This window comes from Massilia sp. GER05 (assembly GCF_052056005.1).
Lineage (GTDB): Bacteria > Pseudomonadota > Gammaproteobacteria > Burkholderiales > Burkholderiaceae_D > Telluria > Telluria orientalis.
This window is the reverse complement of the sequence record NZ_CP178858.1, coordinates 2,692,740-2,707,086: the sequence shown is the minus strand read 5'-3', so window position 1 is coordinate 2,707,086 and position 14,347 is coordinate 2,692,740. Positions and strand designations below refer to the sequence as shown.

General features: G+C 66.5%; 10 protein-coding genes. 1 reads left to right on the top strand and 9 read right to left on the bottom strand.

Going from position 1 to position 14,347, the window contains the following annotated elements; translation table 11 throughout:
* Nucleotides 1-79 precede the first annotated feature (79 nt).
* From ahpF to ACL58G_RS12080, 8 genes are all read right to left on the bottom strand, one after another.
* The gene (ahpF, locus tag ACL58G_RS12115; RefSeq protein ID WP_440967104.1) at nt 80-1,657 is read right to left on the bottom strand and encodes an alkyl hydroperoxide reductase subunit F; all 1,578 of its coding nucleotides are present in this window, start codon (nt 1,655-1,657) and stop codon (nt 80-82) included.
* A 250-nt stretch (nt 1,658-1,907) separates the two neighbouring features.
* Nucleotides 1,908-2,471: an alkyl hydroperoxide reductase subunit C gene (gene ahpC / locus ACL58G_RS12110; RefSeq protein WP_056136676.1), complete on the bottom strand. Its 564-nt coding sequence runs from the start codon at nt 2,469-2,471 to the stop codon at nt 1,908-1,910.
* 159 nt (nt 2,472-2,630) lie between these two features.
* Nucleotides 2,631-3,863, bottom strand: coding sequence for a hybrid sensor histidine kinase/response regulator (locus tag ACL58G_RS12105; RefSeq protein WP_413383777.1), 1,233 nt, complete (start codon nt 3,861-3,863; stop codon nt 2,631-2,633).
* Nucleotides 3,860-4,492, bottom strand: a complete 633-nt coding sequence (locus ACL58G_RS12100; RefSeq protein ID WP_440967102.1) for a chemotaxis protein CheB — start codon at nt 4,490-4,492, stop codon at nt 3,860-3,862. The genes ACL58G_RS12105 and ACL58G_RS12100 overlap by 4 nt, the downstream gene beginning before the upstream one ends.
* Nucleotides 4,489-5,316, bottom strand: coding sequence for a CheR family methyltransferase (locus ACL58G_RS12095; RefSeq protein ID WP_440968011.1), 828 nt, complete (start codon nt 5,314-5,316; stop codon nt 4,489-4,491). The genes ACL58G_RS12100 and ACL58G_RS12095 overlap by 4 nt, the downstream gene beginning before the upstream one ends.
* Nucleotides 5,317-5,324: 8 nt before the next feature.
* The gene (locus tag ACL58G_RS12090; protein WP_413383773.1) at nt 5,325-8,795 is read right to left on the bottom strand and encodes a response regulator; all 3,471 of its coding nucleotides are present in this window, start codon (nt 8,793-8,795) and stop codon (nt 5,325-5,327) included.
* A gap of 111 nt (nt 8,796-8,906) precedes the next feature.
* Nucleotides 8,907-11,447, bottom strand: coding sequence for an excinuclease ABC subunit A (locus ACL58G_RS12085; protein WP_440967099.1), 2,541 nt, complete (start codon nt 11,445-11,447; stop codon nt 8,907-8,909).
* Nucleotides 11,448-11,496: 49 nt separating this feature from the next.
* Nucleotides 11,497-12,576 carry an SDR family oxidoreductase gene (locus ACL58G_RS12080; protein WP_440967097.1) on the bottom strand — a complete coding sequence of 360 codons (1,080 nt, stop codon included), beginning with the start codon at nt 12,574-12,576 and terminating at the stop codon, nt 11,497-11,499.
* Nucleotides 12,577-12,739: 163 nt separating this feature from the next.
* On the opposite strand from ACL58G_RS12080, the gene ACL58G_RS12075 reads away from it, so the two are divergent.
* The gene (locus tag ACL58G_RS12075) at nt 12,740-13,069 is read left to right on the top strand and encodes a hypothetical protein (protein ID WP_413383766.1); all 330 of its coding nucleotides are present in this window, start codon (nt 12,740-12,742) and stop codon (nt 13,067-13,069) included.
* Here ACL58G_RS12075 and ACL58G_RS12070 read toward each other — a convergent pair.
* Nucleotides 13,066-14,298, bottom strand: coding sequence for a nucleotide disphospho-sugar-binding domain-containing protein (locus tag ACL58G_RS12070; RefSeq protein WP_440968009.1), 1,233 nt, complete (start codon nt 14,296-14,298; stop codon nt 13,066-13,068). The genes ACL58G_RS12075 and ACL58G_RS12070 overlap by 4 nt on opposite strands.
* Nucleotides 14,299-14,347 lie beyond the last annotated feature (49 nt).

Genomic DNA, 14,347 nt, shown 5'->3' with positions numbered 1-14,347 from the left:
AACCGGGCTCTGACCCCGGTTTTTGGAAACAAAAAAGCCCGGACGGTTTCCCGCCCGGGCTTTTTTTACCATTGAACGCTTACGCGGCTTCGACGGCCACCGGCATCCGGATCAGGTAGTCGAACGCGGACAGCGCCGCCTTCGCACCCTCGCCCGCCGCGATGACGATCTGCTTGAACGGCGTCGTCGTCGCATCGCCCGCGGCGAACACGCCCGGGATGTTGGTGCGGCCGTGGGCGTCCACGACGATCTCGCCAAAGCGCGACAATTCCACCGTGCCCTTCAGGAACTCGGTGTTCGGCACCAGGCCGATCTGGACGAACACGCCCGCCAGCGGCACGTGGTGTTCCTCGCCGCTGATGCGGTCCTTGAACTTGATGCCGCCCACCTTGCTGCCGTCGCCGGTGATTTCCGTCGTCTGCGCGTTCACGTGGATCGTCACGTTCGGCAGGCTCTCGACCTTGTTGACGAGCACGGCGTCCGCCTTCAGCTGCGACGCGAATTCGATCAGCGTCACATGCTCGACGATACCGGCCAGGTCGATCGCCGCTTCCACGCCCGAGTTGCCGCCGCCGATGACCGCGACGCGCTTGCCCTTGTACAGCGGGCCGTCGCAGTGCGGGCAATAGTTCACGCCGGCGTTCTTGTACTCCTGCTCGCCCGGCACGTTCACGTTCCTCCAGCGCGCACCCGTCGACAGGATCACGGTGCTCGACTTCAGCGAGCCGCCGTTCTCGAACTGCACCTCGACCAGTTCGCCGGGCGCCGACGGCGGGATGATTTTCGCCGCCGTCTGCTGCGTCATGATGTCGACGCCGTAGTGGCGCACCTGCGCTTCCAGCGCGGCCGAGAATTTCGGGCCGTCCGTTTCCAGCACGGAGATGTAGTTCTCGATCGACATCGTATCGTTCACCTGGCCGCCGAAACGTTCCGTCGCGACGCCGGTGCGGATGCCTTTGCGGGCCGCGTACACGGCCGCTGCCGCACCCGACGGGCCGCCGCCGACGATCAGCACGTCGTACGGATCCTTCGCGTTCAGCCTGGCGGCGTCGCGGGCGCCGGCGCCCTTGTCCAGCTTGGCGACGATCTCTTCGATCAGCATGCGGCCCGAGCCGAACAGTTCGCCGTTCAGGAACACCATCGGCACGGCCATCACCTTGCGCGACTCGACTTCGGCCTGGAACGCGCCGCCTTCGATCACGGTCGTCTTCACCCGCGGGTTCAGGATCGCCATCAGCGACAGGGCCTGCACGACGTCCGGGCAGTTATGGCACGTCAGCGACATGTACATCTCGAATTCGTAGTCGCCGTCCAGCGCCTTGATCGCATCGATCGTCTCGGCCTCGACTTTCGGCGGATGGCCGCCCGTCCACAGCAGCGCCAGCACGAGCGACGTGAATTCGTGGCCCAGTGGCAGCCCGGCGAAGCGCAAGTTCATGTCGGTGCCGACACGCTTCAGGGTGAACGACGGCTTGCGGGCGTCGTTGCCGTCCGTGCGCAGCGTGATCTTGTCGGCGCGCAGTCCCTGGATCGTCTGCAGCAGGTCGAGCATTTGCTTCGACGTGTCGCTGTCGTCGAGCGAGGCGACGATCTCGAACGGTTGCTGGACGCGTTGCAGGTAGCCGGCGAGTTGGTTTTTCAGTTCTTGTTCGAGCATGATCGTATCCTTTTCTTCAGTCGTGTTCAGGCCGATGCGGTCCATCGAGGACGCATCCATCCAATCTAAATAGTGAATCTGGAAGGCAGATCGACTAGCGAGATCGCCTGTGTTTTCTGTGCGGGCCCGTTCCGGATGGGCTCGTGGGGAGGGGGAAGGCACCGGCCGCCCCTCGCGGCCGGTGCCTGGTACTACCAGGTGCTACTGTTGCGGTAACGCGCGTGGGCGGAGGCCGCCCACCCTACGATACTCAGATCTTGCCGACCAGGTCCAGCGACGGCTTCAGCGTTTCGGCGCCTTCGGTCCACTTGGCCGGGCAGACTTCGCCCGGGTGCGATGCGACGTACTGGGCTGCTTTCACTTTGCGCATCAGTTCCGACGCGTCGCGGCCGATGCCGTTGTCGTGCACTTCCATGACCTTGATCTGGCCTTCCGGATTGATCACGAAGGTGCCGCGCAGGGCCAGGCCTTCTTCCTCGATCATGACTTCGAAGTTACGCGACAGCAGGCCGGTCGGGTCGCCGATCAGCGGGTAGTTGACCTTCTTGATCGCGTCCGACGTGTCGTGCCACGCCTTGTGGGCGAAGTGGGTGTCGGTCGACACGCCGTAGACTTTGACGCCCATCTTTTCGAATTCCGGCTGGAAAGCAGCCAGGTCTTCCAGCTCGGTCGGGCAGACGAAGGTGAAGTCCGCCGGGTAGAACATCAGGACCGACCACGTGCCTTTGAAATCGGCTTCGGTCAGGTCGATGAACTTGCCTGCGTGGTAAGCGGTTGCTTTGAACGGCTTGATTTCGGTGTTGATGATGGACATTCAGTACTCCTCTTTCGGGGTTAAAAAAAGCTTAGGTGTGAACTATACCCTGTCACACCCTTCATGTGAAATTGATTGAACAGATTCTATCAATTGATTTTAGCTATCGCAGGGTGGACACCCGTGCCCACGCGTAACGCATGGGATGTGTTGGCAGGGTCAGGCGGGCGCTGCCGCCGCTTGCAGCGCCGTCTCCATGCACGGCAGCGTGAGGCTGAACGTCGCCCCCTGCCCCGGCGTGCTCTCGACGGTCAACTGGCCGCCGTGCGAGACGGCCAGCTGACGCGAGATGTACAGGCCCAGGCCGAGGCCCTTCGGCTCGCCGCTTTTCGCGCCACGCTCGTACGGTTCGAAGATACGTTCGATGTAGTCGGGCGCAATCCCCTTGCCGTGGTCGCGCACGGCGATACGGACGTTGCAGCCGCCGTCTTGCAGCTCTTCCTTATGCACGCTGACTTCCACCGCGCCGCCGCCGCCATAGCGCATCGCGTTGGTCAGCAGGTTGACGACGACCTGTTCGATGCGGAACTCGTCCCAGAACCCTTCGACCGGGTGATGCGGCGCCAGCACGACGTTGGCGCCGGCCGCCGCGGCCTGCAACGACAAATCGTTCACCACGCGTTCCAGCAGGGCCATCAGCTCGACCTTCGCCGGGCGGATCGACAAGGTGCCGCTCTTCATGCGCGAGACGTCGAGCATGTCGTCGATCAGGCGGATCATCGCCTTGATCTGGCGCTCGTCGCGCTTGATCATGTTGTTCATCTGGTCCGGATTGAACGCCGGCAAATTGCCCCGCTTCAATTGCAGGCTGCGCATTTGGGTTTCCAGGAACAGCGTGTTGAGTGGCGTGCGCAGTTCGTGCGCGACGAGGGACATGAATTCGTCGCGCATGCGCAGCGAGCGCTGCAGCTCGGCCTGCGTCGCGTTCAGCTCGCCCAGCAGCACCTCCTGCTCGCGCCGCGCCGCCTCCAGCGCTTCCATCTGGCGCTGCATCTCGCGCCGCTGCTGGTCCAGCGTGACGAACACGTGCACCTTGCTGCGCACGGCGTCCGGGTCCAACGGTTTATAGAGAAAATCGACGGCGCCCGTCTCGTAGCCCTTGAATGCATAGTTCAGCTCGCGGCCGGCGGCGGACACGAACACGATCGGGATGTTGCGGGTGCGCGAGGTGGAGCGCATCAGCTCGGCGAGTTCGAAACCGTCCATGCCGGGCATCTGCACGTCGAGGATGGCCAGCGCGAAATCGTGTTCGAGCATCAGGGACAGGGCTTCCTCGCCGGACTGGGCCTGGAACACGAGGCGCTGCTCGTCGCGGATCAGCGCGTCGAGGGCGCGCAGGTTTTCCGGCAGGTCGTCGACGATCAGTAATTTACTGGGATCGTGTGCGCTCATGGTTCATTCATCTCCAACATGGGCAACAAGGCGTGGATGCGCGCCAGAGGCAATATCAGGTTCGGTTTGCAGCGGTTGATGGCGGTCACGGGCATCGTGGGCACCTGGGCGTCGGCGGGATCCTGCACGACGGTGAAGCCGCCGCGCGCGCGGATGCGGGCCATGCCGTCGGCGCCGTCGTGGTTCGCGCCCGTGAGCAGGATGCCGGCCAGGGCCGGACCGTAGGCGTCCGCGCTGGACTCCATCAGCACGTCGATCGCGGGCCGCGCGAAGTGCACGGGCGGCTCGCAACTGATCGAAAACGTGCGGTCGCGTTCGACGGACAGATGGTAGCCCGGTCCCGCGAAGTACACGGTGCCGGGCACGATCTCTTCCTTGTCGGCCGCTTCCTTCACGCGCACGGGCAGGCGCTCGTCGAACAGCTCGGCCAGGCGGCTTGCGCGGTCGCCCGGCATGTGCAGGATGCAGAACACGGGCAAGGTATAGCCGGCCGGAATGGCGGGCAGCAGCGCGACGAGCGCATCCACGCCGCCGGCCGAGCCGCCGATCACGACGGCTTCGAAGCGCCGTCCGCGCAGCGCGGCGCGCATTGCGCCCTCCTGCGGAACGGGGTCGACGGCGGAACTCATGATGCCACCTTGCGGAACACCCGTTCCCGCTTCGCGAGCGCTTCGAATTGCTGGGCGTACGTGGAAAAGTCGATGCTTTCCTTGCTGCCGAGGCCGAGGAAGCCGCGGTGGCACAGCGATTCGTGGAACAGGCCCAGCACCCGGTTCTGCAGGCGCCGGTTAAAGTAGATCATCACGTTGCGGCAGCTGATGAAGTGCGTCTCCGCGAACACGCTGTCCGTGGCGAGGCTGTGGTCCGCGAACGTGACGTTCTCGACGAGCGCGCGGTCGAACAGCGCCCCGCCGTACGCGGCCGTGTAGTAATCGGAAAACGCGCGCGTGCCGCCCGCCTTCTGGTAATTTTCCGTGTACACGCGCATCTTATCCAGCGGCATCACGCCGCGTCGTGCCGCCTCCAGCGACTCCGGATTGATGTCGGTCGCGTACATCTGCGTGCGCTCCAGCAGGCCCTCCTCGTGCAGCAGGATCGCGAGCGAAACCACTTCCTCGCCCGTGCTGCAGCCGGCCACCCACACGTTCAGCGACGGGTACGTCTTCAGGAACGGCACGACGAGCCGGCGTACAGCCAGATAATAATCCGGGTCGCGGAACATTTCCGTCACCGGGATGGTCAAAAACTGCAATAGCTGCGCGAACGCGGCAGGGTCGTGCATGACGCGCGCCTGCAAAGCCGAGATCGTTTCGCATTCCATCGCGCGCAGCGCGGCGAGCACGCGGCGCTTTTGCGAGGCGCCGGTGTAGTCGCGGAAATCGTAGTTGTACTTGAGGTAGACAGCCTCGACCAGCATCCGCAACTCGATGTCGTCGCTCGGCAGGCTGTGCATCGTCTTTTTCAAATGCGCTCCAGCGTCGGCATCCACACGCGCAGCAGCGAGTACAGCCGGGTCAGGTCGATCGGCTTGGCGAGATAGTCATTGGCGCCGGCGGCCAGGCATTGTTCCTGGTCGTCCTTCATTGCCTTCGCCGTGATCGCAATGATCGGGAGGCGCGCGAAGCGCTTGTCCTGGCGGATGCGGCGCGTCGCTTCCAGTCCGTCCATGCCCGGCATCATCACGTCCATCAGGACCAGGTCGATCGACTCATGTTCATCGAGCTTGGCAATGGCTTCATACCCATTGCGGCCCACCTCCACCCTGGCGCCGCGTTGTTCCAAGGCACTGGTCAACGCGAACACATTGCGCACGTCATCGTCCACGAGCAGGATCGTGCGGCCTTCGAACACGCGGTCGCGTCCGCGCACCGTCTTGAGCATCGACTGGCGTTCCGACGACAGTTCCGATTCCACCTTGTGCAGGAACAGCGTGACCTCGTCCAGCAGGCGCTCCGGCGAGCGCGCACCCTTGATGATAATCGAGCGCGAATATTTCAGCAGTTCCGCTTCCTCGTCGCGCGTCAAATTGCGTCCCGTGTACACGATGACGGGCGGGAACGAACACAGTTCTTCCAGAGACATGCGCTTGAGCAATTCGTTACCCTGCATGTCCGGCAGCTTCAAGTCGATGATCATGCAATCGAACGTCTGCGTGCGCAACAGGTCCAGCGCATCCGTGCCGGACCCGACGGCCGCGATCTCGACGTCCGTATCGGAAATCAATTGCACGACGCTGTCGCGCTGGCGTTCGTCGTCTTCCACGAGCAGCACGCGTTTCATTTCCTGCGACGACTTGTCCTTCAGCTTGCGGAACACGTCTTCCAGCTGCTCGCGCGACGTCGGTTTCAGTGCATAGCCGATCGCGCCCAGGTGCAGCGCCTCGCCGCCGTTCTCCTGGCTCGAGACGACGTGGACGGGGATGTGGCGCGTGCCCGGATTGTCCTTCAGCTGTTGCAGCACGGACAGGCCGGAGCCGTCCGGCAGGCGGATGTCGAGCAGGATCGCGTCGGGACTCTCGTTCGTCGCCAGTTCCAGGCCTTCCTGCGCCGTCAGCGCGACGAGGCAGCGGAATTCCATGTCGTGCGCGAGGCCGTACAGGATACGTGCGAATTCCGGCTCGTCCTCGATCACGAGCACGGTGCGCACGCCGGCGGCGGGCTGGGCGCGGTCGTCGGCGAACGCCGGCAACGCCAGGCCCTGCGCGGGTGCCACCGGCTCAGGTTCCGGCAAGGGTGCCCGCACGGGCGGCTGCGCCGGCGGGAGCACGGGCGGCGTCGCGGCGACGGTGCCGTTGCGCGGCAGGCTCAGGACGAATGTACTGCCTTCGCCCGGCGCGCTCGTGAGCGTCAGGGTGCCGCCCAGCAAGGCGGTCAGGTCGCGCGAGATGGACAGGCCCAGGCCGGTGCCGCCGTACTTGCGGGCGGTGGAGCCGTCGGCCTGGTGGAACGCGTCGAAGATTTTATCCTGCTGCTCGGGCGCGATGCCGATGCCGGAATCCTGCACGGTGAACTGGATCCAGCCATCCGTGTTGGCGCTCACGGTGAGATGCACCTTGCCCTTGTCCGTGAACTTGACGGCGTTCGACAGCAGGTTCTTGAGGATCTGTTCCAGGCGCTGGCGGTCCGTGTGGATGCTGATCGGCACGTCCGGCTCGACCGTCAGGCTGAAGTCCAGGTGCTTCTGGCGCGCCAGCGGTTCGAACACGCGGGCCAGGCCCTCGATGACGCGGCGCAGCGGCAAGTCTTCCGGCACGAGCTCCAGCTTGCCGGCCTCGACCTTCGAGATGTCGAGGATGTCGTTGATCAGGTTCAGCAGATCATTGCCCGCCGAATAAATCGTCTGGGCGAAGCGCACCTGCTCGTCGTTCAAATTGCCCGCCGCATTGTCGGCCAGCAGTTTCGCCAGGATCAGCGACGAGTTCAGCGGCGTGCGCAGTTCGTGCGACATGTTCGCGAGGAACTCGGACTTGTAGCGGCTCGCGCGCTCCAGCTCCAGCGCCCGCTCGCGCAACTGCTCCTGGGCCTGCACCAGCGCGCTGTTCTTGGTGTCGAGGTTGGCGGCCTGCTCGGCCAGCTGTTCGTTCGTCTGCTCCAGCTCGGCCTGCTGGTTTTCCAGCGCCGACTGCGATTCCTCCAGCGCGCGCGACTGCTCTTCCAGCTCTTCGTTCGCCGTGCGCAGTTCTTCCTGCTGCACCTGCAGTTCCTCGTTCAGGGCCTGCTGCTCTTCCAGCGCGGCCTGCAGGCGCTGGCGGTGCAGCACGTTGGCGACGGCGGCGCCGACCGACGCGGCGATCGTCTCCATGAACTGGACGTCGCGCTCGCGCACGGGGTGCAGGAAGCCGATCTCGATGACGCCCTTGATCTTGCCGAAGTTCGACACGGGCGCGATCAGGAGTTCGCGCGGCGCCGTCTCGCCCAGCGCCGAGCCGACCTTGATGTAGTCCGGCGGCAGGTCGCGCAAGGTGACGATGCGGTTCTGGTCGGCGGCCTGCGCGGCCAGCGACTCGGTCGGATGCACGATGCGCGCGCGGTCCGTGTCCGCATGCGCGAACCCGTAGGCGCCGATGCGGGTCAGCGTACCGTCATCGGCGCGCACGTACATCGCGGCCACGACGCCGTTCAGGTAGTTCGCCACATAGTTCAACACGGCGTCGGCCAGCGTTTCCAGGCTGATGATGCCCGTCGTCTTCCCGACCAGTTCCGTCTGGCCCGAGCGCAGCCACGCCTGTTGCGTCAGCTGGGTATTGTGGTCTTCCTCGTGCTGCAGGATGTCGCCGTACGATTTGGACAGCGCCTGCAGGTCGCGCCGGCCGAACACGGCGAGCAGGCCGGCGACGATCAGGCTGAACGCGAGGAAGGCGGCGACGGACCACGCGATCACGGAACGCGACGTGGCGTTCCGTTCCTGCAGGATGCGTTGTTCTTCCAGGATGAAATCGAGGAACTCGCGCCGGACCTGGTCGGTCAGGATCTTGCCGCGGCCGGCCTTGATGTTCTGGATGATCTCGACGAAGTCGCTCTTCTTGCCGCGCAGGCCGATCATCTCTTCGGCGAACGCCTGCCATTGGAGCTGCGCCGCGCGCACCCGCTCGATGCGGTCGAGCTGCGCCCGGTTGTCGTCGACGAGCCGCTCGAGGTTCTTCAGCTCGGCATCCATGCGCGGCTTGGCCGTCAGGTAAGGCGCCAGGAAATCGTCGTCGCCGGACAGCACGTAGCCGCGCATGCCGGCCTCCATGTCGGACGACAGGCGGCTGACCTCGTTGGCGCGGCCGATCACGTGCTCGGAATGCTCGACCCAGCTCAGGACATTGATGAGGTAGGCGATGATACCGACGAAGACGAGCGCGCTGAGCACGCCCATGCCCAGCGGCATGGCGACGTTGCGCGACAGGATCCGGCGGAATTGGTCACTATCGATACTCGAACCGGGCATGCTGTGTGGTTACTCTTGTGAAAAAAAATATCCCAAGTGTAACGCAAGCGAAGAAACGGAGGCGTTCGCTTGAGCGTGACTTTTTGTCAAGTCGACGGCGTTGCGGCGTATTTACGGCAGGGATCGCCGAAGATACGGGGCGGTGCGGCTGCCCTTCGCCCGCGCGACTTGCGCCGGCGGCCCTTCCGCCACCACCTTGCCGCCTGCCTCGCCCGCGCCGGGACCGATGTCGATCACCCAGTCGCAGGCAGCCACCACGCGCATCGTGTGCTCGACCATGATGACGGTGTTGCCCGCATCGACGAGACGGTCGAGCTGGGCCAGCAGGCGGTCGGCGTCGAGCGGGTGCAGGCCCGTCGTCGGCTCGTCCAGGACGTACAGCGTCCCGCCGCGGCCGGCGCGCTGCAGCTCCGTCGCCAGCTTGATGCGCTGCGCCTCGCCGCCCGAGAGCTCCGTCGCGCTCTGCCCCAGCCGCAGATAACCGAGCCCCACCTCGCGCAGCACGGAGAGCGGCCGCGCGACGGCTTCCTCGTCCGCGAAGAACGCATGCGCCTCGTCGACCGTCATGCCCAGCACGTCCGCGACGTTGCGGTCGTTGTAGCGGATCGCCCGCGTGTCGGCGTTGTAGCGTGCGCCGCCGCACGTGGGACAAGGCGCGTACACGCTCGGCAGGAACAGCAGCTCGACCATCACGAAGCCCTCGCCCGCGCAATGTTCGCAGCGGCCCTTGGCCACGTTGAACGAGAACCGGCCGGCGTCGTAGCGGCGCTTCTTCGCGGCCGGCGTCGCCGCGAACAGTTTTCTCACCTGGTCGAACAGGCCCGTGTACGTGGCGAGGTTCGACCGGGGCGTGCGGCCGATCGGCCTCTGGTCCACGCGCACGAGGCGACGGATGCCGTGCATGGGCCCCCCCGCGATGTGGCCCACGGTCGGGATGTCGGCCTCGCGCTCCAGGTCCATGCCCTCCTCCGTCCCGTCGTCGGCCCCGCCTCGTCCTTGCCCCTCTCCCAGCGCCGCGCCGACGAGATCGACGAGCACCTGGCTCACGAGCGTCGACTTGCCGGAGCCGGAGACGCCCGTCACGCCCGTCATCACGCCGAGCGGGAAGCGGACGGCGAGATCGTGCAGGTTGTTGCGCGTGACGCCTTCCAGCCGCAGCCACCCGGCCGGCTCGCGCGGGGTCCGTGCCGGCGCGCGCACGGCGTCCTGCGCATCCGTGAACAGATAGCGCCGCGTGTGCGAGCCCTTCACGTCGCGCAGGCCATCGGGCGGGCCGCTATAGAGAACCTGCCCGCCTTGCTCGCCCGCTTGCGGGCCGACGTCGACGATCCAGTCCGCGTGCCGGATCACGTCCAGCGCGTGCTCGACGACGAACAGCGAGTTGCCGGCCGCCTTCAGGCGCGCGAGCGCGTCCAGCAGCGCTTCCGTGTCGGCCGGATGCAGGCCGGCCGACGGCTCGTCCAGCACGTACACGACGCCGAACAGGTTCGAGCGCACCTGCGTGGCAAGGCGCAGGCGCTGCAATTCTCCCGGCGACAGGGTCGGCGTGCTGCGTTCCAGCGCGAGGTAGCCCAGGCCAAGCGCGAGCATCGTGTCGAGCCGCGCGCACAGGTCCGCGGCGATGCGCTGCGTGACGATCAGCTGCTCCGGATGCTTATCGGCGCGCCTGGGTGCCGTGCCGTCCGCGTAAGGACGCAGCATCTGCGCCAGGCGTTCCAGCGGGACGCGCGACAAGGTCATGATGTCCATGCCGGCAAACGTCACGGACAAGGCTTCCTGGCGCAGGCGGCGGCCCTGGCACAGCGGGCATTCCGTGCTGACCATGTAGCGCGCCACGCGCTTCTTCATCGACGCGCTTTCCGTGTTCGCGAACGTCTGCAGCACGTAGCGGCGCGCGCCGCTGAACGTGCCCTGGTAGCTGGGCGTCTCCTTGCGCTTGAGGGCGCGGCGCGTTTCCTCCGGCGTCAGGCCCGCGTACACGGGCACGGTGGGCGTCTCGTCCGTGAACAGGATCCAGTCGCGGTCCTTCCTGGGCAGGTCGCGCCACGGCGTGTCGACGTCGTAGCCCATGGTGACGAGGATGTCGCGCAGGTTCTGCCCGTGCCACGCGGGCGGCCACGCGGCGACGGCGCGCTCGCGGATGGTCAGGCTGTCGTCCGGCACCATCGACGCTTCCGTCGCGTCGTACACGCGCCCAAGTCCCGAGCATTGCGGACACGCGCCTTCCGCCGTGTTGGGCGAGAACGATTCGGCGTACAGCAGCTCCTGGCCGGGCGGATAATCGCCGGCACGCGAGTACAGCATGCGCAGTGAGTTCGACAATGTGGAGACGCTGCCGACCGAGGACCGCGTCGTCGGCGTGCCGCGCTGCTGCTGCAGGGCGACGGCGGGCGGCAGGCCGTCGATGTCGTCCACTTCCGGCACCGGCATCTGGTGGAACAGCCGGCGCGCGTAGGGCGAGACGGATTCCAGGTAGCGCCGCTGCGCTTCCGCATAGAGGGTCCCGAATGCGAGGGACGACTTGCCCGAGCCGGACACGCCCGTGAACACGACGAGCGCGTCGCGCGGGATGTCGAGGTCGACGTTCTTCAGATTGTGCTCGCGCGCGCCGCGCACGCGCACGTAGCCTGTCTTCGTTAATGGGTCGCGCATGCCTCATTCAAGCACATGCGAACGCGGCAGTCCGTGCGCTGGCCCACCATCACGGAATCAGCATCCGCGCCCGCAACTCGGCAAACAGGTCGTAGAACGAATCCTCGGTCGACTGCCACGCGGCAAAGCCGAGCCGGCGGCTGTTCGCCATGTCCGTCATCACTTCGATGGGACGGCCGAGGTCGAGGTCCGTGTGCCACGGCGACACGAGCCGGTTCAGGTCCGCCTCGACGAGCTTGTGGCGCGTGGCGATCTCGCGCCAGACGGCGTGGTCGTTGGCCATCTCGGCCTCCAGCGGCCGGATCTCGCCCTCGAAACCGGCCGCCTGGACGCCGAACCACGCCGCGAGCCGGCGCCACAGCCAGCTCCAGCGGAAGTAGTCGCCGTTCGTGATGTTGAAGGCCTCGTTGCGCGCGGCGTCGTGGTCGGCGGCCCAGCGCAACTGCCGCGCGAGCATGCGCGCATCCGTCACGTCGGACAGGCCTTCCCACTGCGCCCGCGAACCGGGGAAGCGGAACGGCCGGCCCGTCGCCTTGCAGATCGACGCGTACACGGCCAGGGTCGTGCCCAGGTTCATCGCATTGCCGACCGCCATGCCGATGACCGTGTGGGGCCGGTGCACGGTCCACGTGAAGCGGTCGCGGGCGGCCGCCGCATAGACCTCGTCTTCTTGCGCGTAATAAAAATTGTCGAGGGGCAGGCGCGGCTGCGATTCGCGCAGCGGCGTGTCGGGCAAGGTGCCGGCACTGGCGTACGCCTCGAACGGGCCGAGGTAGTGCTTCAGGCCCGTCACCAGCGCCACGTGGCGCAGCGTCTTGCGCGAGCCGAGCGCATCGAGCAGGTTGCGCACGAGCGCGGCGTTGACGCGGATGTTTTCCGCTTCGCTGTCCTGGCGCATCCACGTCATGATGAAGACGTGCGTCGGCCCACCGTCGCCAAATGCCGTGGCGAGCGCTGCGCCGAGCCGTTCCGGATCCATCAGGTCGGCCGGCACGGGGATCAGGCCCGGCAGGTCGGCGGGCGGGCGGCGCGCGAGGCCGTACACGGTCCAGCCGTGGGCCAGCAGTTCCCGGGCCGTGGCATGGCCGCCGATCCCGCTGGCGCCCACGACGAGTGCGCTTCTTTTCATGCCGCTTCTCCTTGTCGATGGCAACCACCATTTTTGCCTGCTTCAGGAAAGCGCGTCGCGCCGTTGGCCACAATCTATCTGACTGAACCCGGTCCATGATATTTCCACGCGGAAATAATAGATGATAGAATGCCTAGGCTTGCAAGGTTTTCCGGAAGTTCGCATGTCGGTAAAAAAAGTCGATCCTGATATCCCCAACCGTTTCAACTATGTTGTCTGTCTCGACATCATCGTGCTCGCCTGTATCCTGGTCGTCGCCGGCCGGCCGGACGGCCTCGCGATCACGCTCAGCGCGATCATCATTGCGACGGGCGCGGTGTGCTACCGGTGTTCGGTTGGGGTGAAGTCCTATATGTCCGGCAAGCCCGCCAGGGCGCAGGCGGATCCTGGAGAGCTGGATCGCAGCCTCAGCCCTCCCACGCCGAGCGCGCCGGCGGAAAGCCTCACCGTTGCCCGCGGCAAATCGACGTCGTGGCTGCGCGAAGCTGACTAGTCGGCCCTGAAGGAAGGACTGAACTCCAGCGCTTCGCACATCCCGTCGATTCCCGCGCCCGGCTCGAATCGGCGGGTGACCGCCCGCGTCCGTTCGTCGAGACCGGACACGGCCAGCAGGCCGCCCAGCGCGCGCACGAGCCGCCGTTCGTCCAGCCGCCCCGCCGGCAGGCTCGCGCCGACGCCGAGCGCCGTCACGCGTGCGCCGTTGTCGAACTGGTCGTGCGCCAGCGGCACGACGAGTTGCGGCGTCCCCGCGCGCAGCGCCTCCGCCGTCGTGCCGATGCCGCCGTGGTGGACGAGCGCCGCCGCCTGCGGCAGCAGGGCCCGCAGCGGCACGTAGTCCTGCCACAGCATCGTGGGCGGCAGGTCGGCCGGCACCTGGTCGCGGTGCGGCGTGAGGAAGACGGCGCGCCGGCCCAGGCGCGTGGCGGCCGCACACGCATGGCGGAAGTACGCGGTCGCCTGCGTGTTGCCGGTGCCGTGCGTGAACACGAGCGGGGCCGGGCCGGCCTGCAGGAACGCTTGCAAGTCGGCGGCGAGCGTCGCCTCCGCATTCGGATCGAACAAGGGAAAATCGCCGCGCACCAGCGGTTGCGGCCAGTCGGGCTGCGTGGGCGCGAACCAGTCGGGGAACAGCGTCACCGACAGGTCGGGCACGGACGCGATCCAGTCCATCAGCGACGGCACCGGTGTCAAGCCGTGCGCCGTGCGCGCCGCGTTCACGTCCGCCAGCGCGACGGGATCGATGAAGCGCCGGCCCACCCAGCGCCAGAACGCGCGGCGTGCGGCCAGCGGCACCCACGCCGGCACGCGCCACGGGCCCACCAGCAGCGGATCGTGCACCGTCATCAGGTTCGCCGGCGCGAGGTAGGCGGCCGCGACCTTCACACCCGGATGCACCGTGCGGCACAGGTCTGCTTCCGGCAGCGCGAGCGGATGCACGAACAGCGTGCAAGGCTCGTCCTTTGGCAGCGCCGCGACGAAGGGCACGATGCGCGCCATCGCGGGCCGCGTCGCACGCCACACGACGCCGAAGCCGCGCGTTGGGTGCCACAGGTCGGGATCGCGCAGCACGGCTTCGTCGGCGGGCAGGCCCGTGAACGGCAGGCCGGTCGGACGCACCCACGGCCCGTGTTGCTCGGGCGCGAGGAAGCTCACGCGGTGGCCGCGGGCACGCAGCGCGAGCGCCAGCGCGAGGAACGGGAACAGGTCGCCGGCCGAGCCGATCGTGACGACGACGTAGTGTTGAGGTTCGATGCGGAGCTCCTGCTAGAAT

Coding starts and splice junctions, on each gene's coding strand:
- ahpF (WP_440967104.1), bottom strand. CDS start 1,657: ATGCTCGAACAAGAACTGAAAAACCAACTCGCCGGCTACCTGCAACGC.
- ACL58G_RS12090 (WP_413383773.1), bottom strand. CDS start 8,795: ATGCCCGGTTCGAGTATCGATAGTGACCAATTCCGCCGGATCCTGTCG.
- ACL58G_RS12100 (WP_440967102.1), bottom strand. CDS start 4,492: ATGAGTTCCGCCGTCGACCCCGTTCCGCAGGAGGGCGCAATGCGCGCC.
- ACL58G_RS12085 (WP_440967099.1), bottom strand. CDS start 11,447: ATGCGCGACCCATTAACGAAGACAGGCTACGTGCGCGTGCGCGGCGCG.
- ACL58G_RS12095 (WP_440968011.1), bottom strand. CDS start 5,316: ATGCACAGCCTGCCGAGCGACGACATCGAGTTGCGGATGCTGGTCGAG.
- ACL58G_RS12075 (WP_413383766.1), top strand. CDS start 12,740: ATGTCGGTAAAAAAAGTCGATCCTGATATCCCCAACCGTTTCAACTAT.
- ACL58G_RS12105 (WP_413383777.1), bottom strand. CDS start 3,863: ATGAGCGCACACGATCCCAGTAAATTACTGATCGTCGACGACCTGCCG.
- ACL58G_RS12080 (WP_440967097.1), bottom strand. CDS start 12,576: ATGAAAAGAAGCGCACTCGTCGTGGGCGCCAGCGGGATCGGCGGCCAT.
- ahpC (WP_056136676.1), bottom strand. CDS start 2,471: ATGTCCATCATCAACACCGAAATCAAGCCGTTCAAAGCAACCGCTTAC.